Here is a 23036-nt window from a genome sequence, read left to right on the forward strand (position 1 = left end):
CATGCTGGTCCGGTTGTTCCGCCGGCACCCCCGCGAGTGGGGTCCGGTCGACTGGCTCGCCGTCCTCGCCCTGGTGGCGCTGACCGCCGTCGTGATCACCGTCCTCGTCGACGTCGTACGAGGTCCCGGCCGCTGCGGTGACGATCTGGAGGAGTTCGGCGGCGACTGCGTCGGAGTCACCGCGGGCGCTTTCGAGGCGGACCCGGAGATCGCGAGCCTCATCCGGGCGGTGGCGGACGAGAACGCCCGGGTGCGCGAGGGCTGGGAGTCGCCGTCGAGCGGGCCCAAGATCCCGTACGTACGGATCGCGTTGATGATGCCCTTCACCGCCGACGAGCACAGCGCGATGACAACGGACATGATCCGCCGGGGACTCGCCGGCTCGCTGGCGGCGCAGCGGCAGGCCAACGCCTTCGGCGGGCCGCACTACCAGTTGCTGCTCGCGCCCGACGGCCGCAACCTCGACCAGTGGGAGCCCGTCGTCGACCGGCTCGCCGAACTGGCCAAGGACAGAAGCGCTCCGCTGGTCGGCGTGACCGGGATCCCGAGCAGTACGCCTCAGACCCGCGACACGATCGACGCGCTCAGCGAGCTCAAGATCCCGACCGTCGGCCCGGTGATCACCTCGGCCGACATGAACGCCGCGTACTTCTTCAAGACCTCCCCGAACAACGACCAGTTCGCCCGCGCGCTCAAGCTCTACCTGGACAGGAACCCACAGGACCGCAAGGGATTCCTGGTCTGGGACAACCGCGACGAGGACGTCTACTCGAAGAATCTGCGCGGCTTGTTCGAGGAGCACTTCAACGACCCGTACGACCTGTCGAACCACAGCTCCAACTTCATCGGTTCGTCGGGCACCGCCGAGGGCATCCCGCAGCGGTTCACCGACGCGGTACAGAAGATCTGCAACGAGAAGTCCGACACGGTCTTCTTCGCCGGCCGCGACCAGGACCTGCCCGCCTTCATCGCGCGCCTCGCCCAGGAGGGCGACTGCGGTCGCACCTCGGAGCTTCGCCTTCTCAAGGTCGGCATAGGGCTGGAGCCCACCCTCACGGCGGAAGCGCCGAAGCGGTGGCTGGAGGAGGCGCGGGCCAGGATCGTCGACGCGTCCGCCGTCGATCCCGCGTGGTGGGGCGAGGGGGTCGAGCCGAAGAAGGCGCTCGGCCGATTCCTCGACAGCTTCGAGGAGCTGAAGAACGATCACGAGCTGGGCCGGACACCGCTCGACGACGGCTACGCCGTCATGTACCACGACGGCTTCACGCTGCTCGCCGACGCCGTCGACCGCACCTTCACGGAGATCAACGAGAACGAGGACGACAGCCGGACGCGGGCCGGTCTGTATCTCCCGTCGAAGGACGACGTCTACCACACGCTCGTCATTCCCAGCGTCTCCGGCGACACGTGCACGTCCTGTCTGGTGGGCGCAGCCGGGACGTACGGCTTCGAGGGGCCGGACGCGAACGACCAGTGGGCGGTCTGCAAGCCCGTGCCCGTCGTCGAGTTCCCGCCGCGACCGGGCGGCCCGGACCCGTTGCCCGTCTATCACACGTACCGCGGCGCCGCCCCGAACGCCTGCCCGTCCTGACGCCGGGAACGACACGGGGCCGGCCACGCCCACGCCCGCGCCCCCCGGGCGAATCGGACAACCCCCGGGGCGAGTTCCGGCAGGTCCGGGGCCCGCACGTAGGATCCGGCGGGAACGGGGAGGGGCGTGGTGACGACGTCGAGAAGGTCCGATCGGGCCCGTGAACAGCAGGCGCGGCAGAGCCGGCAGGGACGCTACGGGAGCCGGGACGACGAGCCGCGCGGCAAAGAGAAGGAAAGCTGCCTCGAAGGGGCCGCCGACCAGTGCGTCATGTGCCGGCAGTGCTGCCCCCAGATGTGGCTGAGCGCGCTGCCCGCTCTCTTCCTCGCCCTGCTGCGCCGCCCCTCGGCCGGCCCGGACCCGGCGGCGCCCCGGCCCGCCGGACGACCGGCCGGTGCGATGTACGCCGCCGTCCGGCACTACCGGGCGGAGATCAGCCCGGACCGGCCACCGTGCTGCCCGTACACCCCGAGCTGTTCCACGTACGCGGTGAAGGCCCTGCACCGGCACGGCGCGCTGCGCGGCGGGCTCCTGGTGCTGGGGCGGCTGCTGCGCTGCCGGCCGGGGGCGGCCCGCCGCCGGGGTTTCCGGGATCCGGTCCCGGAGTAACCCGGTCCGCGCGCCACCTGGCACTGCCGTCGGTCCGTCCCTGTCCGCGCCGCCTGCGTCCGAGTCGGCCGCCGATGCGGAATGCTGACTGTCCGACGGATCGGCGGGCGGAGGTGAGGAGCGGTGGTGCGCGAGACGGATGTGATCGTCGTCGGCGCGGGCGCGGCCGGTCTCTCCCTCGCGTACCGGCTGTGCACCCCTCCCCCCGGCCGTCCGGTCCCGGACGTGACTCTGGTCGACGCGCCCGCCGGCCCGCTGAGGCCGCCGGAGCGGACCTGGTGTTTCTGGGAGACCTCCCCCGGCGACTTCGACGATGCGCTGACCGCCTCCTGGGATTCGCTGCGCGTACGGGGGCGGGACGGGGCGGTGAGTGTCGGGCGGCCGGCTCCGTACCGCTACAAGATGCTGCGGTCGGGCGCCTTCGAGGCGCTGCTCGCCGGGCGGCTTGAGGGGCCGGGGGCGCCGCGCCGGGTGGCGGCCCGGATCGACGGGATCAGGGACGTGGCGTCCGGCGGCGAGGTGACGGGTGTCGACGCCGACGGGAGTCCGCTGACGCTGCGGGGCCGCTGGGTGTTCGACTCGCGTCCGCCGCGTGCCCTGCCACCCGCGCGAACGACGCTGCTCCAGCACTTCCGTGGCTGGTTCGTCCGGACCGACCGGCCGGTGTTCGACACCCGGACCGCCGATCTGATGGACTTCCGGACCCCGCAGCCCCCGCACGGGCTGTCCTTCGGATACGTCCTGCCGACGAGCGCCCACGAGGCGCTGGTGGAGTACACCGAGTTCTCCCGCGGGGTACTCCACGACGCGGGCTACGACGGGGCGCTCAGGAACTACACCGAGCAGGTCCTCGGGCTGGGCCCCTTCGAGGTGACCGCGTCCGAGCAGGGCGTCATCCCGATGACCGACGGGCGCTTCCCGCGCCGGGTGGGCCGTTCGGTGTTCCGTATCGGGACCGCCGGTGGCGCCACCCGCCCGTCGACCGGCTACACCTTCGCCGCCGTGCAGCGGCAGGCGCGGGCGGTCGCCGCCGCCTACCACGCGGGACGGGTGCCCGAGCCGCCGCCCGCCCATTCGGCGCGCGCCAGGGCGATGGACGCGGTCCTGTTGCGGGGGCTGGACAGCGGACGGGTCGACGGTGCCGCGTTCTTCGAGGGCCTGTTCCGGCGCGTACCGATGGAGCGGCTGCTCCGTTTCCTGGACGGTGACACCCGCCCGTACGAGGACTTCGCGATCGGCCTGCGCACCCCGGTCGGTCCGATGCTGCGCACCGTCGCCGAACTGCCGTGGCTGCCGAGACGATCGACAGAGGACCGATGAGAACCGAAGGGAACGGCCCGTCAGATGACGCTCCTTCACGACGCTGAACTCTCCGCCGCGTTCGACCGCGCGGCACTCGGCCACGACCGGCCGGTCGCCGTCAACCCCGGTTACCACGCGCACCGCAGGGGCCCCGCGCGGCGCCTGCGGTCGCCCCGTGGCGGCGCCGGGCCGCGGCTGCTCGACCTGGGTTGCGGGACGGGCGCCTCGGCGCCGGGCCGCCGGACCGCTGTGCACGAGTACGCGCTCGGCGGGCGCGCCGTGCACCGCGCGGTCCGGACGGCCGTGTGCAAGGGCGTCGTCCTGCCCGCCGGGCGGCTCGCCCGTGACGCGGACCTCTACCGTCAGCTGTGGCGCGGCGTGATCGAGTTCGATACGGCGCCGGGCTTCGGCGACCGGTTGCGGCGTGCCGAGTTCGCGGAGGTGCGGGCGCTGCCGATGCCGGACCGGCAGACGGGCCTCGTGCACAGCTTCGTGGGGCGTTCGCGGTGACCGGCCGCACCGCGCCCCGCCGGGGCCGGGACCGCCGTGCCCGGGTCGTCCTACCGGCGCCGGGGCGGAGGCGGTTCGGCGGCGCCGACGTGCCGGACGTCGCGGTCGTGGGTGGCGGCATCGCCGGCCTCGCCGCCGCCACCGCGCTCGCGGAGCGCGGTGCGGGCGTCACGCTGTACGAGCGTGAACAGGGCCTCGGTGGGCGCCTGGCCGGGTGGCCCGTCACGCTGGCCGATGGTTCGACGGCCACCATGAGCCGAGGTTTTCACGCCTTCTTCCGGCAGTACTACAACCTCCGGGGCCTGCTCCGGCGGGCCGATCCCGGCCTGGGCATGCTCACCTCGTTGCCGGACTACCCGCTGCGGCACGGCGCGGGCCTGTACGACAGCTTCGCGCGGGTCCCCCGGACGCCGCCGTGGAGCGCCCTGGGATTCGTCGCGCTCAGCCCCACCTTCGGCTGGCGCGATCTGACCCGGATGGACGCGGCGGCCGCGCTGCCCCTCCTCGATGTGCGGGTGCCCGAGGTGTACGAGGAGTTGGACAAGGTCAGCGCCCAGGACTTCCTGTCGCGGATCCGTTTTCCCGAGGCGGCGCGGCATCTGGCGTTCGAGGTGTTCTCCCGCAGCTTCTTCTCGGATCCGGCCGAACTGTCCGCCGCCGAGCTGGTGTTGATGTTCCACATCTACTTCCTGGGATCGAGCGAGGGCCTGCTCTTCGATGTGCCGGACGCCCCCTTCCCGGCCGCCCTGTGGGAGCCGCTGGGCGCGTATCTCGGCGGGCACGGAGTCGAGTTGCGTACCGGAACGGCGGTGCAGGAGGTGGCGCCGGAGGCCGGCGGTGGTCTGACGGTGACGGCGGGCGGGCGGCCACGGCGGTACGACGCGGTGGTGCTCGCGCTGGACAGCGGGGGGCTGCGCCATGTGGTCGCCGAGTCGCCGCGGTTGTGCGACGCGGGATGGCGGGCGGGGATCGGACGGCTGCGCAACGCCCCGCCGTTCCTGGTGTCGCGCCTGTGGCTGGACCGGCCGGTCGCCGCCGACCGGCCGGGCTTCCTCGGGACCAGCGGGTTCGGGGGGCTCGACAACGTGAGTGTGCTGGACCGCTGGGAGGGCGAGGCGGCGCGGTGGGCGGCCCGAACTGGCGGCTCGGTGGTCGAGCTGCACGCGTACGCCGTCGCCCCGGGCGCCGACCGGGCCGGTCAACAGCGGCTGCTGGTCGAGCAGTTGCACCGGGTGTACCCGGAGACACGGGACGCAAGGACGGTCGACGTACGGCACGAGTGGCGGTCGGACTGTCCGCTGTTCCCGGTGGGCGGTTACGGCGACCGCCCCACCGTGCGCACGCCGGATCCCGCCGTCGTGGTGGCCGGCGACCTCGTGCGCACGGACCTGCCGGTGGCGCTCATGGAACGCGCCGCGACCACGGGCTTCCTGGCGGCCAACGCGCTGCTGGAGCGGTGGGGCGTACGCGGTCAGACGCTGTGGACCGTCCCGGCCGAGGGGCGGTCAGCGGGGCTGCGCGCGCTGGCGCGGCTGGCCCGGCGGTGACCGTGCTGGTCACCCGCCGTACCGCGCGCACTCGCCGTACCGCGCGCACCCGCCGGTGTCGCCACCGCCGCGGCAGCCCACGGGCCCTGTCGGGGCCGGCGGTCGCGCGGTCGGTGGCCCTTCTCCGGCCACCGGGCTGGGCCGTGTCTTCAAAGTCCCGCCTGGCCCGCGACGCCTGGTACGGCACCTAGCCGGGAAAGCGGCCGGTACTCCGCAGGTGCCAGCGGCGTTCCGCGTAGGCCAGGTCGTCGCGCCACAGGCGCCCGGCGACCGCGCGCATCAGGGGGCGCAGCGCGGGGGCGGCGGCGCGGGCGGCCGTGAAGCCCGGCCGGTCGGAGGCGGCGACCACCGCCTCCACGACGGCGGTTCGTGGCCGGCCGCGGTCGTCGTCGCCGAGCGGGGTGGCATGGGTCTCCACCACGGAGCCCCGGCCCTCGCCCTCCGTGATGCGCATGACGACCGTGCGCGGCTCCGGCGCCGTGAAGACGGCGCGCACGGGCACCACCACCCGCCCGGCCACCTTGAAGGAGACGTCCACGGCGAAGCCGTCACCGCCCTCCTCCGGGGTGGAGAGCACCGTGAGATCGGCGAAGGAGTACGGGTGCAGCCAGGCGCCGTGCCAGGGGTCGAGCCGGTTGGCCACCACGTCCTCGGGCTCGCACACCCCGAAACCGGTGTAGACGGCATCGACGGACCCGGCCGCCTCGGGCCGGGGCGGAACGACCGGCCGGTCCAACGGCTCCTCGCCGCCCGCCCGGTCGAGGCGCACCCAGGCCAACACCCCGTCGTCGTACGCCGGGTAGGGCTCCCAGCCCGCGAACGGCTTTCCGTCCAGGGCGAGTCCGTGCCAGTGGCAGATCAGGGTGCCGCAGCGCACCCGGCCGTCCTTGAGTGGTGCGCCGAGGTGGGGGCAGGCGCCGGGGCCGGCGACCAGCTTTCCCGACTCGTCGCGCCACACGACCAGTTCGACACCCTCCACCGTGCGTCCGAGCGGGCGGCCGGGCCGTACGTCGCGGGCGCCGCCGATCACGTACCAGTTGCCGGACGGCCGGGCGAGTGCCTGTTCCAAGGCCGCCGCGATGAGGGCCGGCCGGGCCTCCCGCCAACTGGGCTTCTGCCGCTCCCATATGACGGGTCCTCTGCGCAGCCGCAGCGGGTACCGCCCTCGCGAGCCGTCGTGGCGGGCGCTCATGCCACCTCCTCGTGTACGGCGGCGTCCGGACGCGCCCGCGTCAGTTGTACCCGGGTGGCGGTCTCGGTGCCGGATACGCGCGCGGCGGCTCTCGTCCGGGCGGCCGCCACCCGTACCAGCCCGTCGACGGCCACGGCGGCCCGCCGCCGGCGCGGCACGACGGCGCGGCGGTGCAGTACCGCGTACCCGTCGTCGGCGACGGCGTCGAGGATCCCGCCGTAGAGGACGAACGCGGCACGGATGCACGGGCGTGACACCGGGTCGAGCATGGCGAGGCCGGGCGCCGCCCGCCGGTAGACGCCGCGGTTCAGGGCGACGGCGGCCTTCAGCGCGGCGGTGATCCGCCGGTCCCGGACGCCGGTGGTGCGGCTCCACTCCAGCAGTTCGCGGTCGACCCCGTCGGCGGCGAGCAGATCGGCGGGCAGATAGATCCGGCCGCGGTCGAGGTCTTCGCCGACGTCCCTGACGAAGTTGGTCAGTTGGAAGGCGACACCGAGCGCGGCGGCGTGCGGGGCGGCCTCCTCACGAGGGACGACGGTGCCGAGTACCGGCAGCATCTGGAGGCCGATCACGGCGGCCGAGCCGTGTGTGTAGCGGCACAGGTCGTCGTAGGTGGCGTAGTCCGTGACGGTCAGGTCGCTGCGCATGGCGGCCATGAAGTCGGTGAACAGCCGGTGGTCGATGCCGTACGCCGCCGCGGTGTGGGCGAGCGCCCTGACCACCGGTTCGCGGCTGCGCCCGGAGCGCAGCCCCGCCGCCAACCGCTCCTGGAGGGCGTCCAGCCGGTCGGCGCGCTCGGCGGTGGTGGCGGGGTGTTCGAGATCGTCGACGATGTCGTCGGCCCAGCGGGCGAAGCCGTAGAGGGCGTGTACGGCGGGGCGGCGCCCGACGGGCAGGAGGCGGGTGGCGAGGAAGTAGGTCTTGCCGTGCCGGGCGTTGAGCCGGCGGCACCGGGCGTAGGCGGCGCGCAGGTAGGGGTCGCCGATGCCGGCGGCGTCGAGTTCGCGGTCGGTCATGCGCGTCGTCCTCCCGGTACGCGGCCGGTCCCCCGGGCGCCCGCGCCGGTGACGCGGGCGGCGGCGAGCTTGCCGGAGATCAGGACGGTGGGGACGCCGACTCCCGGGGTGGTGCCGCAGCCGGCGAGCACGGCGTTCGCGGCGCCGCGCACCAGGTTGCGCGGGCGGAAGGGGCCGGTCTGCGCGAATGTGTGGGCGGCGGAGAACGGGGTGCCCGCGGCGTGCCCTTCGGCGGCCCAGTCGGCGGGAGTGACGAGGCACTCCTCCTCGATGGCGGCGCCGAGTCCGTCCAGTCCGCGGCGTTGGAGCTCGGTGAGGAGGCTGTCGCGGTAGCGCGGACCGAGGTCCGTCCACTCCTGGACACCGGGCCCGATACGGGTGTTGGGACAGGGCGCCAGGATGTAGTGCAGATGGCGGCCCGGTGGCGCGAGGGACGGGTCGGTGGCCGTGGGACGGGTGATGAGGAGGGAGGGGTCGCTCATGAGGCTCCCGGTGTGGGTCAGTTCCCGGAACGTGCCCTGCCAGGCCTGTCCGAACGAGATCGTGTGGTGGCCCAGTCCCGGCCAGGTGCGGTCGGTGCCCGCGTGCAGGATCACCGCGGACGGCGAGAACCGCAGCGCGACCGGGCGGCGCGGCGGCCGGCCGAGCAGGCGGTAGGTGACGGGCAGGTCGGGCGTGAGGACGACCGCGTCGCACGGGATGCGTACCTGGTCGTCGCCCCGGCCGGTGATGACGGCCGTGATCCGGTCGCCGGAGCCACCGCCAAAAGCCCTGCCCCCGCCCGAGCGCTCCAGGCGCGTGACGTCGTGGCCGTAGCGGAAGTCGGCGCCCGCGTCCGCCGCCGCGTCCGCCATGGCCCGGGGCAGGGCGTACATGCCGCCGCGCGGGAAGTAGACCCCGGCGACGGTGTCCATGTACGCGATGACGGCGTACGCGGCCAGGGCCTTGGCGGGCGGGATTCCGGCGTACAGGGCCTGGAAGGAGAAGACCCGGCGCAGGCGTTCGTCCGAGAGGAACGACCCGATGCGGGCGTCCAGCCGGCCGAAGCCGCCGAGTGCCGCCAGACGCAGGAGGTCGGGGTGGAGAAGGCGCAGTGGCGAGTCGAAGTTGGTGTCGATGAAGCGGCGCATCTGGACCGCGTACAGCTTCTCCAGCCAGTGGCGCAGCCGCCGGTAGCCGTGCGCCTCGCGGGTTCCCGCGAAGCGTTCGACCTCGGCCGTCATGGCGTCGGCGCCGGTGTGGACGTCAAGTGCGGCGCCGTCGGCGAATCGTGCCCGGTAGGCGGGGTGCAGGGGGATGAGGTCGAGCCGGTCGGCGAGCGTGTCGCCGACGGCGGCGAGGGCCTCCTCGACGAGCTCGGGCATGGTGAGGACGGTGGGGCCGGTGTCGATCCGGTAGCCGCCGCGCTCGATCCGGCCGGCCCGGCCGCCCGGCCGGGTGCCGCGCTCGACGACGGTGACGGCGCGTCCGGCGCCGAGGAGATGCAGGGCGGCGGAGAGTCCGGCGAGCCCGGCGCCGACCACGACGACATGGTCGGTGGGTCCGTCGAGGGTCCTCATCGGCCGCTCCCCCGGCCCGCGGTGAGGAGGTGCCCGGCGGGCGGCGGGTCCCGGTCGAGCGTGGACGCGTCGGGCGGGCCGACGCCGGCGACGGCCCGGAAGAGTGCGACGAGCCGTCCGCGCGCGGTGGGGTCGACGGTGAGACCCGTCAGGTGGCGGGCGCCGGCCGCGACGAGCCGGTCGATCTTGGCGGCCACGAGGTCCCTGGCGCCGGTGTCGGTCAGTACGGCCCTGACGAGGTCCACGTCCCCTTCGGAGAGCCCCCGGTCCCCGAGCGCGCTGTCGAGGAGCGCGAGGGACGCGGTGTCGCCGTCGGCCTCGGCGCGGGCGCGGGCCACCGCGACGAGGTAGGTGAGCTTGCCCTGCCGGATGTCGTCGCCGCTGGGCTTTCCGGTGCGCCGGGGATCGCCGAAGACGCCGAGGAGGTCGTCGCGCAGCTGGAAGGCGATACCGGCGCGGCGGCCCGCCGAGCGGAGTCCCCCGACGGTGGCCTCGTCGGCGCCGGCCAGCGCCGCGCCGAGGGCGAGGGGCCGCTCGACGGTGTACATGGCCGTCTTGAGGCACGCCGCGCGTATCGCCCGGACGGCGGAGCGCGAGCCGGTGGCCTGGCTGTGCAGGTCGAGGTACTGGCCGGCCACCATCTCCGTACGCATCGCCTGCCACACCTCGCGCACCCGGCGCCTCGGTTCGGGGGCGAGGTGCGCGTCGGCCACGGTGTCGTCCGCCCAGGCCAGGGCCAGGTCTCCGACGAGGACGGCGGCGGCCGTACCGAAGGGGGCGGCGGCGCCGTGCCGCGCGAGCGGGCCGGGGTCCGTGTGGCCGTAGCGCGCGGCGAAGTCGGTGTGCACGGACGGACGGCCGCGGCGCAGCGGGGATCCGTCCATCACGTCGTCGTGCACGAGTGCGCAGGTCTGGATGAGTTCGAGCCCGGCGGCGATACGCAGGACGGACCCGGTCCCGATGTCCTGCCCGCCGCAGGCCCGCAGGCCCCACCACAGGAAGCGCGAGCGGATACGCCTGCCGCCGCGCAGGGTGAAGTCCGCGACGCGTTCGGCGACATCGCGCGCGAAGACGGTGTCGATCCGCGCCGCGTCCCGGACCCTGCCGCGCAGTACGTCGGCGAGTTCACGCTCGACGGCCGCCGCCACGTCCTGGTCGACGGTGTCCCGCCACGCGCCGTCGGGTCCTTCGGAGAGTCGTGTCCCGGCCCCACTGCCGTGCATCGCGTCTCCTCTCCTCGCGCCGGACGGCCGCGTTCACCGTGCATTCGGATCGGACGGGGAGTTCGGATGCGCTGTCCCCCGGCGGCGCTCTGTCGGCGCGTCTCAGTCCACCACGGTCGTGGGCCGTACGCCGGGCAGCCGCGTCGGCGGCGCGCCTCTTCGGGTGATGTGGCGCCGTGGGAGTCGGCCGACCGGGTGGCGGCGCGGCGTCATCCGAACCGGTCCGCATCCGGGCGACCCGGACGCAGAGAACAGCGGGCACGAGTGCCACACGTGAGGGGAAGTAGCTCCATGACCGTCTCGGTCGTCCTGTTCACCAGCGATCTGCGCCTGCACGACAACCCCACGCTGCACGCGGCCCTCGCCGGCGCCGACGAGGTGGTGCCGCTGTTCGTCCTGGACGAGGCCATCGCGTCGGCCGGATTCGCCACGCCCAACCGCCGGGCGTTCCTCGCCGACTGTCTGACCGATCTCGCCTCGGGTCTCCGGGAGCGCGGCGGGCGGCTCGTCGTACGTACCGGTGACGTGGTGCGGGAGACCTGTGAGGTCGCCGCCGAGGCCGGCGCCGGTGAGGTGCGGACGGCGGGCGGGGTCAGTGGCTACGCCCAGCGGCGCGAGGAACGGCTGCGCCGCGCGCTGGAGTCCGACGGCCGCCGGCTCCACGTCCACGACGCCACGCTCACCGCGCTCCCGCCGGGCGCCGTCACGCCGAACGGCTCGGATCACTTCGCGGTCTTCACCCCGTACTTCCGCCGCTGGTCGCGGGAGCGCCCGCGGGACGTGCTCGGGGCGCCCCGTGCCGTACGTGTGCCGGCCGGGGTCGGCTCCGATCCCGTACCCGTGCGCGCGGACACGGCGGGGGTCTCGGCAGGTCTCGCCGAGGGCGGTGAGACGGCGGGCCGCAAGCGGTTCGCCGCCTGGAAGCGGGCGGGCCTCGCGACGTACGAGGACGGCCACGACGATCTGGCCGGCGACGTCACCTCGCGGCTCTCGCCGCATCTGCACTTCGGCACCCTCTCCCCCACCGAACTCGTCCTGCGGGCGAGCCGGGCGGGCGGTGCGGGCGCCGAGGCGTTCGTACGGCAGCTGTGCTGGCGGGACTTCCACCACCAGGTGCTGGCCGCCCGGCCCGGCGCGTCGTCGGCCGACTACCGCACCAAGCACGACCACTGGCGGTCGGAGGAGTCCGCCGGTGAGGAGATCGAGGCGTGGAAGGCGGGCCGCACGGGCTTTCCGGTGGTGGACGCCGCCATGCGCCAGCTGCGCCACGAGGGGTGGATGCACAACCGGGGCAGGCTGCTGACCGCGAGTTTCCTCACCAAGACGCTGTACGTGGACTGGCGCGTGGGGGCGCGCCACTTCCTGGAGCTGCTGGTGGACGGCGACATCGCCAACAACCAGCTCAACTGGCAGTGGATGGCCGGCACCGGCACCGACTCGCGCCCCAACCGGGTGCTCAACCCGGTGACCCAGGGCAAGCGGTACGACCCGGAGGGCCGCTACGTGCGGCGCTGGGTACCGGAGTTGAGCGCTCTGGCGGGCGCGGCCGTCCACGAGCCGTGGAAGCTGCCGAGAGCCGAACGGGCCCGGTACGACTACCCGGACCCGCTCGTGGAACTGGCCGAGGGCCGGGACCGCTTCCTGCGGGCGCGCGAGAAGGGCTGAGGCGGCGCGGGCCCCGGCCGGTGTCGCCGACCCGCGCGCCGCCCCCTCTACCGGCCCAGGTCGCGCAGGATCTCGCGGGCCGCGCGCGCCCCGGACGCCAGCGCGCCCTGGACGGATCCGGTCGTGCGGTGGTCCCCGCACACATAGCGTCCGGGACCGACGCGGGAGGTCCGGGTGAGCGGCTGGGGAGGCGGCATCGCGGGCAGCGCGTCGTGGATGGTGCGCGCCGTCACCAGGTCCCAGCCGGCCGTGTCCGTCCCGTACGTCTCCGCGAGCGCCTCGCGCAGCGCGCGCTCCCGGCCCGGGGTGTCCTCGCCGAGGACGGAGGTGGCGACGAGCGCGGAGCCGGCCGGCGCGTAGCCGGGCACCACCTCGCTGAGCACGCAGCTGTTGAGGAAGCGCAGCCGGGTGTCGGTGAGCAGCGTCGGCCCGTCCAGGGGTGACGTCGGCGCGGTGTGGAAGTACGTGGTGACGACGCGGTACGGCGGCATCTCCAGGCCGGGCAGCAGACGTACGGCGGGCTCCGGCCCGGTCGCGACGACCACGACGCCCGCCGCGCCCTCCTCGCCGTCGGCGAGCAGGACCCCGTCGTCCGTGAGCCGGTCGACGGGGGACTCGAACCGTACGGTGTCCGCCGGCAGCGCGTCGGCCAACTGCTTCGGCACGTCGCCGATCCCGTCCGACGGCAGACAGAGCGTGCCGCGGAGCATGCTGCGCCACACCAGGTGAAAGACCCGGCTGGACGTCTCCAGTTCGTCTTCGAGGAACACGCCGGACAGGAAGGGCCGGAAGAACAGGTCGGCGAACTCCTCGGAGATCCCCGCCGCCGCGACGGCGGTCCGCGTGGTGTGGTCCTCGGCGCGCTTCAGCGGCCGTACGGGCCCGAGCATGTCGCGGGCGGACAGCGCGGCGAGGGCGAGCAGATCGCGGGGCCCCGCCGGACCGCGGCTCAGCAGGTCCCTGGTCGCACGCGGCGCGCGAGTGGGGTCGGCGAAGTGGACCCGGCCGCGGTCGGTGTGGACGAGAACCCCCGGGGTGAACGGGCGGAGGCGGAGGTCGCGCAGCGCGAGGCGGCGTTTCGCCTGCGGGTAGGAGGTGTTGAAGACCTGGAAGCCCCGGTCGATGACGAAGCCGTCGACGCGGTCGGAACGCATGCGCCCGCCGACTCCGTCCGACGCCTCCAGTACGTCGACGCGCAGACCGGTCGCGAGGAGATCGTGCGCGCAGGCCAGACCGGCCAGGCCCGCTCCGACCACCAGGACATCGGGGGTGCCGCGTGTTACGGGCATGGGACCGTCCTTCGCTTCGGGTGCCGGGCGGCCGGGGCGCCGTACGGCGTGAGTCCTACGTTTCGAGCGTGCCGCGGGGCCGGCGTGTCCGGCCTTCTTCCCGCCCTCTCTCTCGTCCTCTCTCCCGTTCTTCTTCCCGCCCTTCGGCGTCCGGCCCCGGGCCGATGGGTGCGGCCGGTTCGCGGCCGTAGAGCCGGGCCAGTGTCGCGAGCGCGTCGCGCAGTCCGTGGGAGCGCGGTATCCCCGGCACCGGCGGTCCCGCCCACCCCGGTCCGGCGAGCATGACCTCGGGGCTGCTGCGCGCTCCCTTCACGCCCCAGCTGCCCGCGGCGATGTGCTGTGCGAGCGGGCGGCTCGCCGTCGAGCGGGACTGGGACCAGAGCACGACGGCGCGGGGGCCGATGCGCCGGGCGGCCTCGTCCAGCGCGGTCACCGGTACCGAGGCGCCGAACATCCTTGTGGGCAGGCCGAGTTCGGACAGCGCGGCGGTCAGCGCCTCGATAGGAAGGGTGTGCTGCTCGCCCGGTACACAGGCCAGCATCACCGGCCCGGTGTCGGTCCTCAGGGGCGGGGCGGCCCGTACGCGGCGCAGGATGGACGAGATGTGCCACGACAGCAGGTGCTCGACCTCGACGTACTTGTCCCCCGACGAGGCCCACCGGCGTCCCACCACGCGCAGCGTCGGCATCATCACGGCCTCCCAGGCGTGGACCAGGCCGTATTCGTCGACGAACGACGTGAGCAGTTCCTCCACGACAGGCGCGTCGAGGCGTACGGCCGCGCGGGACAGGCCCCGGCACTCCAGCCGGACGTCACCGAGCGGCAGCCCGCGCCCGGCTCCCGGTAGTCGGCCCCCCGGAGCCGACGCCGTCGGCCCGGGGCCCGGCGTGGGCCGGTCCGACACGTCGCCGGTCCGGTCGCGGGCCGCGCGGGCGGCTTCGGCGGGTGGCACCCCGGCGGCGGTCAGTCGGCACATCTCTTCGAGCATCGCGACGTCGACGGGCGTCCAGCGACGGTGCCGGCCGTCCTGGCGCGCGGCGGGCCCGATACCGTAACGCCGGTCCCAGGAGCGCAGCGTGGTCGGCGAGACGCCGAGCCGACGGGCCACGGCGCCGGTGGAGACGCCCGCCGTGGGCCCGGACCGGCCCGCGACGCCGGCCGGGGCATCGGCCGCGACGTCGCCCGGGATGTCGCCCGCTCCCTCGGCCTCGCGCATCGATCGGCTCACTTGATCACTGTACGAGCCGACGCCGGTGCGCGGCCGGGTGAGCGGCGGCCGGGGCGTCGATCGCCCGTTCGGGCGACGTCTCGTGGCCGTCCGGGTCCAGACAGCCGCGCAGCCGGTGCAGGCCACGGCGCACATGACTCTTGACGGTGCCCAGCGGCAGCCCCGTGCGCTCGGCGATCTGCACCTGGGTGAGGTCGTCGAAGAACGCGAGGGAGAGCAGCCGCCGTTGGGCCTGTGGCAGCGTCTCCATGGCGCGCAGCACCAGCACCCGGTCGAGCACGGCCTCGGGTTGGTCGGACGGTCGCGCCACACGGGTCTCGGCCGCGGCGGTCGCCGCCGCGACGAGCGCCGTGCGCCGGGTGCGGGCGGCGAGGGCGTCGACGATCTTCCGCCGGGTGATCCCGACGACCCAGGCGGCGATGGGCCCACGCTCGGGCCGGTAACCGGCCCGGCCCCGCCACACACCGAGAAAGACCTGTTGTGTGATGTCCTCGGCCTCTTTCGCGTCGCCCAGGGAACGGGCGGCCAGGGTGTGCACCAGCGGTCCCCACCGCCGATAGGCGTCGGCCAGCGCGTCCGGGTCGCCGCGCAGCAGGGCGGCGACGAGATCCTTCTCGACGCGGACGTCCTCGGCACGGTCGTCCTCGGCACGGATGTCCTCGGCACGGGCGTCCTCGGCACGGATGTCCTCGGCGGGCACCGACGCGTGGGGCCGGGACCGGCTTCCGGGGCCAGCGTAGGCCGAGTTCACAGTGGCTCCTCCTGCCGGGAGTCGCCCGGCCGACGGGTACGGACGGCGGGTACGGGGGGAGACACCGGTCACTCTTGCCAAAACGATGCGTCATGGGCAATACGCATCGTTTCCGCATCGTCTGTCGTGTCGGCGCGCCGCCGCTCACGAACGGCCTGTTCGCGACGGCCCCGCCGCCCGACGGGACGACGGGGACGGGGGCCTGTCAGAATCGCCGGATGAGTGATCCGACGGGGCTGTGGCGCGCGCACCTGGGAGACGGCCGCTACCGGGAAGTCCTGATCCATGACGACGGCACGGGATGGACCGAGTCGGGCCGTCGTTCGTCTTACGAGTGCATCACCGAGTTCACCTGGGTGCTGACCGAGCCCGATCGGATGGAGTTCACGTACGGGGAGTGCCGCGAGGTCGAGGACGGCCGGATGTCCCACACCTGGCCAGCCCGGGACCACTCGGCCCACCGGTTCACGGTGGGCGAGCGCGCCGACCCGGACGGCCCGGTCTTCGTACTGACGCTGGATCAGAATCTCCTGGGCGCGGCGGAGTTCACCCGAAAGGCCGTCCTCGACCGCCGAACGGGCTGAGGAAGCAGCCCTGTTGGGCGCGTTACGGCAAGTTCGCCGGTACCTGGCGGGCGGACGGTGACAGATATACGCGGCAGTTCCGCAGGCCCGGCAGATCCGGGATCCGCTCGACCCGCCAGCCGCGCGCGTACGCCGGAGGTCCGGCCTCGCCCGCCACCACGAACGCCACCGGCCTTTCGCGCCCGTGGGCCACGAGTTGGGCGGGGGTGATGCTCCCGTCGTGGCCGCCGGTCTGCCGCGACGCGCAGCCGGCCCGGAAGGCGACCCTGATCGCCTCCGTGCCGCTGACCACGCACGGCGGTCGTACGCCCTGCCGCGTCAGCTCGGCCACCACCCCGTCCAGCTTCACGCGGTCGGCGCGACTGCGTTCCGCCCGGTCGGCGACGACCGTGCCCTGGACCCACAGATGCGCGACCGCCGCCGTCACGAGCAGACCCACGACCAGTCGGCGGGGCCGGGCGGTCCTGACGAGCCAGGTCAGGAACAGGGCGGTGGGCAGCGCGAACAGCGCGTACACGGGAAGCAGGAAGCGCGGCGCGGCGTACCCGATCAGCAGCAGGTACTGCACGGCCATCGACAGTCCGACCAGCGTCGGCACCAGTACGAGCGGCAGCCGCCGCAGGCGTGCGGCGACCAGCACCCCGCCGAGGGTGAGCAGCGGCAGTGCGAACCACCAGATCGCGGTGGCCGGCCGTCGCCACCGGACGTCGCAGGGGCGGCAGAGCAACCGCCCGTCGAGCGAGCGCATGTGGTCGGCGAAGACGAGGTGCCAGCCCAGGTGTCCCTGGATCTCGCTCGCCCGCGCCAGCCGGGTGAAGAGGCCGCCGTAACTGACGTACGCCTCGATGATCCACTCCGCGCAGCCGATGGCCCCGCCCGCGGCGAGCGCCGTCAGCAGGGCCCACCGGCGCCACCGTCCGACGGCGAGCGCGACGAGTGCGAGCGGCGCGCTGAGCCAGAAGGCGTCGGTGGGGCGCATGAGCGCGACGAAGGCCACCGCGACACCGAGCCCGATGAGGGCCGTACGGTCGGTCCGGTCGCGCGCGGCCCTGAGGAAGAAGCCGACGGCGCAGAGGCAGCCGAGGGCCACCCAGAGGTTCGGCATGACCTGCGGCCCGTAGAAGACGGTGATCCACAGACCGGCGAACAGGGCGCCGGCGAGGGCGAGTACGGACGCGGGAAGCAGGCGCCGCCACACTCCGAGTGCGAGGAAGAGCCCGGCGCCCGAGAGCAGCGCCAGATAGACGCGGAGCGCTTCGACGGAGGAGGTGAGTGAGGTCACCGGGGCGATGAGGAAGGTGATGCCCCGCGCGCGGGGGGCGCTGAAGAACGCGGTGTCGGAGGCGGCGCGGCTGACTTGGCTCGTGTAGACCGTCTCGTCCCAGCCGAGCCCGGATCCCGGTACGAGGAAGACGAGTTGAACGATCGTGTACACGCTCGCGACGACCGCCAGCCACAGGAGACCGCCGTCGGCCGTCCAGTCCGGGCGGGCCGGGCGGCTCGTCTCTCGCAGGCCGGTCGCGACGGCCTTGGTCTGTGTCATGGCCCAAAGCTGCCTGTCCGGGGTCTACCTGGCCGACGGACACGCCATGGGTCGAATATTAAGAAATCGCATCTAAAGCATATGAATCACTCGATGGGTTGCCTATCCGGGCGTCGACGGCTCGCTCGATGACGAGACCATTCGGCGCGCCAGCCGCACGATATGGGCCCGCAGATCGGTGTCGTCGTCGGGAACCATGTCCCGGTAGTGGGTGGTGCGCGGCTGCTCGTTCGGCGCACGACCCCACGGCGTACTCGCCGGTGCCGGGGTGACGTCCGGCAGGCGCCACCTCACCGCGTCGGACAGCGCCGGCCAGGTGCGTGCCATCGTTACGGTCATGAGGTCGGGCGGGCTCGACCCGAGCGATGACCTCGATGTCGTCTCCGGGCGTCCGCGCCGGGGGGCCTGGGCGGCGGGGATCGCCAATTCCTTCGGCTTCGGCGGCCGCAACGTCTCGCCGGCGTTCACCGCGGTGGGTTCCAAGCCGGTGGGTTCCTGATCCTTCGTTGGACAGACAGTGCCACCACGCCGAGGATATGGACAGGAACATCCCTATTTGTCAGGCGAGGACGCAGTGCCCATGCCGCAGCGCACCACACGACGGTGGTCGGCCGGATATCTCGGCGCCGCGGTCGTCTTCGCGATCGGCATGGTGGGTACGACGCTGCCCACGCCGCTGTACGGGCTCTACCGCGAGGAGCTCGGCTTCTCCGAGTTCATGGTGACGGTGGTCTTCGCCGTGTACGCCTTCGGGGTCATCGCCGTGCTGCTGCTGGCGGGCAATTTCTCCGACCAGGCGGGCCGCCGGCCGGTCCTGTTCTTCGCGCTCGGGCTCTCCGCCGCCAGCGCGGTCTGCTTCCTCACCGAGGGCGGACTGCCGCTGCTGTTCGCGGGACGCCTCCTGTCGGGTTTCGCCGCCGGGCTGTTCAGCGGCGCCGCCACCGCCACCGTGATGGAACTGGCACCGCCCGGCCGTGAGGCGCGCGCGGGGCTGGCCGCCACGGCGGCCAACATGGGCGGCCTCGGCTGCGGCCCGCTGATCGCGGGGCTGCTCGCGCAGTACGCGCCGTCACCGCTACGACTGCCGTTCATCGCCGCACTCGCGCTCCTGGCCGTCGGCATCGTCGTGACGTGGTTCCTGCCGGAGACGGTCGAGCACCGGACACGGCGGCCGAGACTGCGGCCGCAGGGGCTGAAGGTGCCGCCCGAGGTACGTGGGATCTTCGCGCCCGCGGCGCTGGCCGGGTTCTCCGGCTTCGCGCTGCTCGGCCTCTGTACGGCGGTGTCGCCGACGTTCATCGCGACGACCTTGCACGAGACCAATCTGGCGCTCTCGGGCGCCGTCGTGTTCTCGGTCTTCCTGGCCTCCACCGTGGGGCAGTCCCTGATGGGGCGGGTGGGGGCGGCCAGAGCGCTGCCGGGCGGCAGCCTGGTGCTGGTGGCGGGACTCCTGCTGGTCGGGGCTTCTCTGTTCGTGGAATCGCTGCCACTGCTGGTGGTCGGTGTGATCTGCGGCGGGCTGGGCCAGGGGCTGGCGTTCCGCGCCGCCATCACCGCCATCGGCGCGGCGGCGCCGCCGAATTCGCGCGGTGGCACGATCTCCACGTTCTTCGTCGTCGCGTACATCGGTATCTCACTACCGGTGATCGGGATCGGCGCGCTGACGCTGGTGCTGGACCTGCGGGTCGTGGGGCTGATCTTCACCGGATGCGTGGCAATGCTGGCGGCGGGTGTCGGGCTGTACGAGCTCCGCGAGCTGCGGGTACGGCGGAACGCGGACGCGACCTGAAGCGGCCCTCCGGGGCTGGAGGCTCAGCGGACGCGGGCGGCTCCGACGTAGAAGCCGCTCTCCTCGGCCGCCGGAGCGGGCGTGTCCTTGTACCAGTCGGGGGCCCGGACGAGACCGGGCTCCACCAGGTCGAGCCCGTCGAAGAACCGCTCGACCTCGTCCCGCGTGCGGGGCCGGAGGCTGATACCGCCTGACCGGTAGGTGCCGGTGATCTTCTTCGCCTGTTCGGGGTCCAGGAAGTCCGCGGTGCCGTGCGAGATGATCAGGAGGCTGCCGGACGGCAGGGAGTCGACGAGGGTCCGGGTGACGCCGTACGGGTCGTCGTCGTCCCCGAGGAAGTGCAGGACCGCGACGAGGGACAGCGCGACGGGCCGGCCGAAGTCCAGGAACCGGTGGGCGTGTTCGAGGACACCCCGCGGTTGGCGCACGTCGGTCTCGACGTACTCGGTGGCCCCTTCGGGCGTGCTCACCAGCAGGGCCTCGGCGTGCCGGAGCACGATCGGGTCGTTGTCCGCGTACACGATCCGAGCGGCCGGGACGATCTTCTGCACGATCTGGTGCAGGTTGGGCTGTGTGGGTATGCCGGTGCCGATGTCGAGGAACTGGTCGATACCGCTCGTGGCCGCCCAGGCCACGACCCGGTGCATGAACTCACGGTTGATCTGCGCGCCACGCTGCGCCCCCTTGGCCAGCTTCTCCGCCAGCTCCCGGTCGACCGGGTAGTTGTCCTTGCCGCCCAGGTAGTAGTCGTACAACCGGGCGGGGTGGGGCTTGCTGGTGTCGATCTGGGGCTTGGGGGTGCCTGACGTCATACGCCGGATTATGTCACCGCGAACACCCGGCCGATGACCCGGCCCCCGGCCCGCGAGACGTCAACTACCTTGATACGGGGGCCTGTTCAGGCCATCGCGGGGGTGTCCACACCCAACCGGCGTCGGTCGCCTATCGGTCCGGCCGGATGCCGCTCGCATCGACGCCCCTCGCGCGAGGGGACACCCTTTAGCTGACGGTCAGTCGGTAGACCTGCCGTGAGCCGCCCTCCGGGCCGGGGTCGGTCGCCTCGGCGGGGAGGAAGCCGAGCCGCTCGTAGAAGGCGCGGGCGCCGCTGACCGTGGCTCCGGGATGGTCGGCGCCGAAGGTCACCACCTCGACGGTGCCGGGCCCCGTGACGAACCTCTTCATCGCGTCGGCCATCAGCGCGGCGCCGACACCCCGGCCGCGCGCCCGCTCCGAGACGACGAGCCAGTGGACATGGAAGACCGGGGCGTCGGACCCGAACAACAGGCCGCCGAGCAGCGGTGGTTGAGCGGCCTCCGGACGCGCCGCCGCCGGCTGGTCGACGGCGACGAGGGCCTTCGCACCACGCGTGTGCTCGACCACTGCGCCACTGAAGCCGGGGTCGTCCACCATCGGCCCGAACCAGTGCTCGACCTGGGCCGCCAGGCCGAGAAAGCCGGACAGGTCCCGCCCCCGCGCGAGTCTTACGATCATGGGAAGCATTCTGGCACCGTCCGGGACCGCACGGCGTGTGGTTACGGCACGGTGGTCGGATGAGGGACGCTGTACAGTCCGGCCATGGAAGCTCGTACTCCCCCGTCTCCCCTGTCGCCTCACCCGGCGAGTCCGCCGCAGCCGCAGAACAGACGGGCCCGGCTGCGGGCGGAGACCACCCAGGAAATCAAGACGGTCGCGCTCGCCCTGATGTCCTCGGGCGGGCCGGACGCGATCACACTGCGCGCCATCGCCCGCGAGATGGGGATGACCGCGAACGCGATCTACGGCTACTACGCGACCCGGGACGACCTCGTCACCACCCTGATCGCCGAGGTCTACACCTCGCTCGTCGACGTGGCGGAGGCCGCCCGCGACACGCTGCCGACCGACGACGGCGCCGGTCGGATCCTGGCGTGGGCGACCGCGTTCCGGCGGTGGGCGCTCGACAACCCCGAGGGATTCCGGCTGGTGTACGGGGACCCGGTGCCCAACTACCGCTCCCCGGAAGGCGGTCCGGCGGCCGAGGCCGCGCGCCGGGCCTGTACCGGGCTCACCGGACTCGTCGCCACCGCGTGGCCGCGGGCGGCGGCGCGGCAGTCCGACGGGAGTCATGAGAGTTACGAGTGGTCCGACTTCGCCCCGTCACTGACCGCGGCGGTCCGCGAGGACTTCCCGGATCTGCCGCCCGCCGCCGTGGCTCTGGCGCTGCGGGTGTGGGGCCGGATGCACGGGCTGGTGTCGCTGGAGATCTACGGCCATCTGGGCGGGCAGACCGGCGCGCCCGAGAAGATCTACCGCGCCGAGATGCGGGACCTCGTCCGGTCCCTGGGCCTGTCGGCGTAGCCCGGCTCGCGCCCGATCACCTGATCCACACTGGTCACGTGGCGGTACGAAGGCGGAGACGAAACCCGCCCTGATCGTGGTCGGCGGCCCCCGGCGCCGGCAAGACCACGCTCGCGCGCGAGATCGCACGCGCGATCGGCTGCCCCGCCGTCTGCCGGGACGAGATCAAGGAGGGCGTGGTCCACGCCGCGCCGGGCTTCTCGCCGGATCTCGGCGACGCGCCGAACCTCCGCACGCTGCCCGCGTTCTTCGGCGTGCTGGAGCTGCTGGTCGGCGCCGGGCTCACGACGGTCGCGGAGGCCGCGTTCCAGGACCGGTTGTGGCGGCCCGGACTGGCGGCGTCGCGAGGCCGGGCCGACATCCGGACCGTGCGCCGCTCGACCGACACAGGGGTGGCGCCGGCGCGGCGGCTGCGACGGGCCGGCGAGGATCCCGTACGTACGGCGCACGAGCCGGCGGCGCCGATCGATCCGACGGCGCACGCCCTGGGCCACGACACGTTCGACCGGGTGTCGGTCGACGCGCCGTGGATCGAGGTCGACACCACGGACGGCTACGACCCGGGGTTCATGGAGATCGTGGCCTTCGCCGGCACCGGCGGGATCGCCGGATGAGCGCGTCCGCGCCCCCGGGGCGCGCGGGGCGTGAAACCGTACGGGGATGACCACCTTCGTACCGCTTCCGGCGTCCGCCGCGTGGACGCACGAGCACGCGCGCCAGGGCTTCGAGGTCGTGTACTTCCGGCGTTCGGGCGACGGGCACGGGCAGCACATCGTCGGGTGCACGACGGCCGCCGAGTCCGGTCTGACCTGGACGGTGGACTTCGACATCACCCTGGACGCCGACTGGCTGACGCGCCGTGCGGTCGTCACCGGGCGGTCGGAGGCCGGGACGCGCTCCACGGTCCTCCAGGCGGACGGCGCGGGCCGCTGGCGGGTGGACGGGGCGCCGGCGCCGCACCTCGACGGGATTCTCGATGTCGACCTGGAGTCGTCGGCGATGACCAACACCCTCCCCGTGCACCGTTTCCAACTGGCCGTCGGCGCGTCGGCGGCGGCACCGGCCGCGTACGTGCGCGCGCTCGACCTCACCGTCGAACGGCTGGAACAGACCTACCGGCGCGTCGCCGACGAGGGGTCGGGGCAGGCCTTCGACTACTCGGCCGAGGTCTTCGACTTCCGCTGCCGGCTGCTCTACGACGAGTCAGGTCTGGTGCTCTCGTACCCGGGGATCGCGACCCGCGCGACCTAAGGGCAGTCCCGTCATCCCCGGCGGGCGCACGACCACACCTAGGGTCACAC

23 protein-coding genes are annotated in these 23036 nt (G+C 73.5%); 12 read left to right on the forward strand and 11 right to left on the reverse strand.

Annotated elements, in window-relative coordinates:
* Position 1 precedes the first annotated feature (1 nt).
* The 5 genes from P3L51_RS17285 (at position 2) to P3L51_RS17305 (ending at position 5559) form a co-directional block, all read left to right on the forward strand.
* On the forward strand, positions 2 to 1591 hold the full coding sequence (locus P3L51_RS17285; protein ID WP_354606134.1) for an ABC transporter substrate-binding protein: 1590 nt from the start codon (positions 2 to 4) through the stop codon (positions 1589 to 1591).
* Between the two features lie 129 nt (positions 1592 to 1720).
* Entirely contained in the window at positions 1721 to 2200 is a 480-nt protein-coding gene (yidD, locus tag P3L51_RS17290; RefSeq protein WP_354606135.1) for a membrane protein insertion efficiency factor YidD, read from the forward strand.
* Positions 2201 to 2326: 126 nt separating this feature from the next.
* Positions 2327 to 3520, forward strand: a complete 1194-nt coding sequence (locus P3L51_RS17295; protein ID WP_354606136.1) for a lycopene cyclase family protein — start codon at positions 2327 to 2329, stop codon at positions 3518 to 3520.
* Positions 3521 to 3544: 24 nt separating this feature from the next.
* Positions 3545 to 4012: a hypothetical protein gene (locus P3L51_RS17300; RefSeq protein WP_354606137.1), complete on the forward strand. Its 468-nt coding sequence runs from the start codon at positions 3545 to 3547 to the stop codon at positions 4010 to 4012.
* Positions 4009 to 5559: an FAD-dependent oxidoreductase gene (locus P3L51_RS17305; protein ID WP_354606138.1), complete on the forward strand. Its 1551-nt coding sequence runs from the start codon at positions 4009 to 4011 to the stop codon at positions 5557 to 5559. Before P3L51_RS17300 ends, P3L51_RS17305 begins: the two co-directional genes overlap by 4 nt.
* A gap of 187 nt (positions 5560 to 5746) precedes the next feature.
* Here P3L51_RS17305 and P3L51_RS17310 read toward each other — a convergent pair whose 3' ends face one another.
* Genes P3L51_RS17310 through P3L51_RS17325 form a run of 4 tightly spaced genes read right to left on the reverse strand, consistent with a single transcriptional unit; the run spans position 5747 to position 10549 of the window.
* A complete protein-coding gene (locus P3L51_RS17310) occupies positions 5747 to 6751 on the reverse strand; it encodes a DUF5914 domain-containing protein (RefSeq protein ID WP_354606139.1) in 1005 nt (334 codons plus the stop codon).
* Complete coding sequence (locus P3L51_RS17315) at positions 6748 to 7767, reverse strand: phytoene/squalene synthase family protein (protein ID WP_354606140.1); 1020 nt, start codon at positions 7765 to 7767, stop codon at positions 6748 to 6750. Before P3L51_RS17315 ends, P3L51_RS17310 begins: the two co-directional genes overlap by 4 nt.
* The gene (gene crtI, locus P3L51_RS17320; protein ID WP_354606141.1) at positions 7764 to 9326 is read right to left on the reverse strand and encodes a phytoene desaturase family protein; all 1563 of its coding nucleotides are present in this window, start codon (positions 9324 to 9326) and stop codon (positions 7764 to 7766) included. Before crtI ends, P3L51_RS17315 begins: the two co-directional genes overlap by 4 nt.
* Positions 9323 to 10549, reverse strand: a complete 1227-nt coding sequence (locus P3L51_RS17325; protein ID WP_354606142.1) for a polyprenyl synthetase family protein — start codon at positions 10547 to 10549, stop codon at positions 9323 to 9325. Before P3L51_RS17325 ends, crtI begins: the two co-directional genes overlap by 4 nt.
* 291 nt (positions 10550 to 10840) lie before the next feature.
* Between P3L51_RS17325 and P3L51_RS17330 the strand changes: the two genes are divergently transcribed.
* Positions 10841 to 12214 (forward strand): cryptochrome/photolyase family protein, encoded by a 1374-nt coding sequence (locus P3L51_RS17330; RefSeq protein WP_354606143.1) that lies wholly within the window; start codon positions 10841 to 10843, stop codon positions 12212 to 12214.
* 47 nt (positions 12215 to 12261) lie between these two features.
* On the opposite strand, the gene P3L51_RS17335 is transcribed toward P3L51_RS17330, so the two are convergent.
* Genes P3L51_RS17335 through P3L51_RS17345 form a run of 3 tightly spaced genes read right to left on the reverse strand, consistent with a single transcriptional unit; the run spans position 12262 to position 15386 of the window.
* Positions 12262 to 13503: an NAD(P)/FAD-dependent oxidoreductase gene (locus tag P3L51_RS17335; protein ID WP_354606144.1), complete on the reverse strand. Its 1242-nt coding sequence runs from the start codon at positions 13501 to 13503 to the stop codon at positions 12262 to 12264.
* 55 nt (positions 13504 to 13558) lie between these two features.
* Entirely contained in the window at positions 13559 to 14731 is a 1173-nt protein-coding gene (locus P3L51_RS17340) for a MerR family transcriptional regulator (RefSeq protein ID WP_354606145.1), read from the reverse strand.
* Positions 14732 to 14735: 4 nt separating this feature from the next.
* Complete coding sequence (locus P3L51_RS17345; RefSeq protein WP_435594470.1) at positions 14736 to 15386, reverse strand: RNA polymerase sigma factor; 651 nt, start codon at positions 15384 to 15386, stop codon at positions 14736 to 14738.
* 314 nt (positions 15387 to 15700) lie between these two features.
* On the opposite strand from P3L51_RS17345, the gene P3L51_RS17350 reads away from it, so the two are divergent.
* On the forward strand, positions 15701 to 16066 hold the full coding sequence (locus P3L51_RS17350; RefSeq protein ID WP_354606146.1) for a hypothetical protein: 366 nt from the start codon (positions 15701 to 15703) through the stop codon (positions 16064 to 16066).
* A 22-nt stretch (positions 16067 to 16088) separates the two neighbouring features.
* Here the strand turns inward: P3L51_RS17350 and P3L51_RS17355 are convergent, their stop codons facing one another.
* The gene (locus P3L51_RS17355; RefSeq protein ID WP_354606147.1) at positions 16089 to 17609 is read right to left on the reverse strand and encodes a hypothetical protein; all 1521 of its coding nucleotides are present in this window, start codon (positions 17607 to 17609) and stop codon (positions 16089 to 16091) included.
* A 102-nt stretch (positions 17610 to 17711) separates the two neighbouring features.
* The gene (locus P3L51_RS17360; protein ID WP_354606148.1) at positions 17712 to 17936 is read right to left on the reverse strand and encodes a hypothetical protein; all 225 of its coding nucleotides are present in this window, start codon (positions 17934 to 17936) and stop codon (positions 17712 to 17714) included.
* Between the two features lie 10 nt (positions 17937 to 17946).
* Between P3L51_RS17360 and P3L51_RS17365 the strand changes: the two genes are divergently transcribed.
* Positions 17947 to 18108: a hypothetical protein gene (locus tag P3L51_RS17365; RefSeq protein WP_354606149.1), complete on the forward strand. Its 162-nt coding sequence runs from the start codon at positions 17947 to 17949 to the stop codon at positions 18106 to 18108.
* An 81-nt stretch (positions 18109 to 18189) separates the two neighbouring features.
* Complete coding sequence (locus P3L51_RS17370) at positions 18190 to 19398, forward strand: MFS transporter (protein WP_354606150.1); 1209 nt, start codon at positions 18190 to 18192, stop codon at positions 19396 to 19398.
* Between the two features lie 23 nt (positions 19399 to 19421).
* On the opposite strand, the gene P3L51_RS17375 is transcribed toward P3L51_RS17370, so the two are convergent.
* Positions 19422 to 20210: an SAM-dependent methyltransferase gene (locus tag P3L51_RS17375; protein WP_354606151.1), complete on the reverse strand. Its 789-nt coding sequence runs from the start codon at positions 20208 to 20210 to the stop codon at positions 19422 to 19424.
* Between the two features lie 187 nt (positions 20211 to 20397).
* On the reverse strand, positions 20398 to 20889 hold the full coding sequence (locus P3L51_RS17380; RefSeq protein ID WP_354606152.1) for a GNAT family N-acetyltransferase: 492 nt from the start codon (positions 20887 to 20889) through the stop codon (positions 20398 to 20400).
* An 84-nt stretch (positions 20890 to 20973) separates the two neighbouring features.
* Here P3L51_RS17380 and P3L51_RS17385 point away from each other — a divergent pair, with 84 nt between their 5' ends.
* The 3 genes from P3L51_RS17385 to P3L51_RS17395 all read left to right on the forward strand — a co-directional run bounded on the left by P3L51_RS17385 (position 20974) and on the right by P3L51_RS17395 (position 22986).
* On the forward strand, positions 20974 to 21735 hold the full coding sequence (locus P3L51_RS17385; RefSeq protein ID WP_354606153.1) for a TetR/AcrR family transcriptional regulator: 762 nt from the start codon (positions 20974 to 20976) through the stop codon (positions 21733 to 21735).
* Between the two features lie 176 nt (positions 21736 to 21911).
* Entirely contained in the window at positions 21912 to 22349 is a 438-nt protein-coding gene (locus tag P3L51_RS17390; RefSeq protein WP_354606154.1) for an ATP-binding protein, read from the forward strand.
* A gap of 46 nt (positions 22350 to 22395) precedes the next feature.
* A complete protein-coding gene (locus P3L51_RS17395) occupies positions 22396 to 22986 on the forward strand; it encodes a putative glycolipid-binding domain-containing protein (protein ID WP_354606155.1) in 591 nt (196 codons plus the stop codon).
* The last annotated feature ends 50 nt before the right edge of the window (positions 22987 to 23036 follow it).

It is taken from the genome of Streptomyces panacea (genome assembly GCF_040560175.1).
GTDB lineage: Bacteria > Actinomycetota > Actinomycetes > Streptomycetales > Streptomycetaceae > Streptomyces > Streptomyces panacea.

Bases quoted from the DNA above. Each gene is read 5' to 3' on its own strand.
- P3L51_RS17285 (WP_354606134.1), top strand. From the start codon at position 2: ATGCTGGTCCGGTTGTTCCGCCGGCACCCCCGCGAGTGGGGTCCGGTC.
- P3L51_RS17300 (WP_354606137.1), top strand. From the start codon at position 3,545: ATGACGCTCCTTCACGACGCTGAACTCTCCGCCGCGTTCGACCGCGCG.
- P3L51_RS17310 (WP_354606139.1), bottom strand. From the start codon at position 6,751: ATGAGCGCCCGCCACGACGGCTCGCGAGGGCGGTACCCGCTGCGGCTG.
- P3L51_RS17315 (WP_354606140.1), bottom strand. From the start codon at position 7,767: ATGACCGACCGCGAACTCGACGCCGCCGGCATCGGCGACCCCTACCTG.
- crtI (WP_354606141.1), bottom strand. From the start codon at position 9,326: ATGAGGACCCTCGACGGACCCACCGACCATGTCGTCGTGGTCGGCGCC.
- P3L51_RS17325 (WP_354606142.1), bottom strand. From the start codon at position 10,549: ATGCACGGCAGTGGGGCCGGGACACGACTCTCCGAAGGACCCGACGGC.
- P3L51_RS17330 (WP_354606143.1), top strand. From the start codon at position 10,841: ATGACCGTCTCGGTCGTCCTGTTCACCAGCGATCTGCGCCTGCACGAC.
- P3L51_RS17335 (WP_354606144.1), bottom strand. From the start codon at position 13,503: ATGCCCGTAACACGCGGCACCCCCGATGTCCTGGTGGTCGGAGCGGGC.
- P3L51_RS17350 (WP_354606146.1), top strand. From the start codon at position 15,701: ATGAGTGATCCGACGGGGCTGTGGCGCGCGCACCTGGGAGACGGCCGC.
- P3L51_RS17355 (WP_354606147.1), bottom strand. From the start codon at position 17,609: ATGACACAGACCAAGGCCGTCGCGACCGGCCTGCGAGAGACGAGCCGC.
- P3L51_RS17360 (WP_354606148.1), bottom strand. From the start codon at position 17,936: ATGGCACGCACCTGGCCGGCGCTGTCCGACGCGGTGAGGTGGCGCCTG.
- P3L51_RS17365 (WP_354606149.1), top strand. From the start codon at position 17,947: ATGAGGTCGGGCGGGCTCGACCCGAGCGATGACCTCGATGTCGTCTCC.
- P3L51_RS17370 (WP_354606150.1), top strand. From the start codon at position 18,190: ATGCCGCAGCGCACCACACGACGGTGGTCGGCCGGATATCTCGGCGCC.
- P3L51_RS17375 (WP_354606151.1), bottom strand. From the start codon at position 20,210: ATGACGTCAGGCACCCCCAAGCCCCAGATCGACACCAGCAAGCCCCAC.
- P3L51_RS17380 (WP_354606152.1), bottom strand. From the start codon at position 20,889: ATGATCGTAAGACTCGCGCGGGGGCGGGACCTGTCCGGCTTTCTCGGC.
- P3L51_RS17385 (WP_354606153.1), top strand. From the start codon at position 20,974: ATGGAAGCTCGTACTCCCCCGTCTCCCCTGTCGCCTCACCCGGCGAGT.
- P3L51_RS17395 (WP_354606155.1), top strand. From the start codon at position 22,396: ATGACCACCTTCGTACCGCTTCCGGCGTCCGCCGCGTGGACGCACGAG.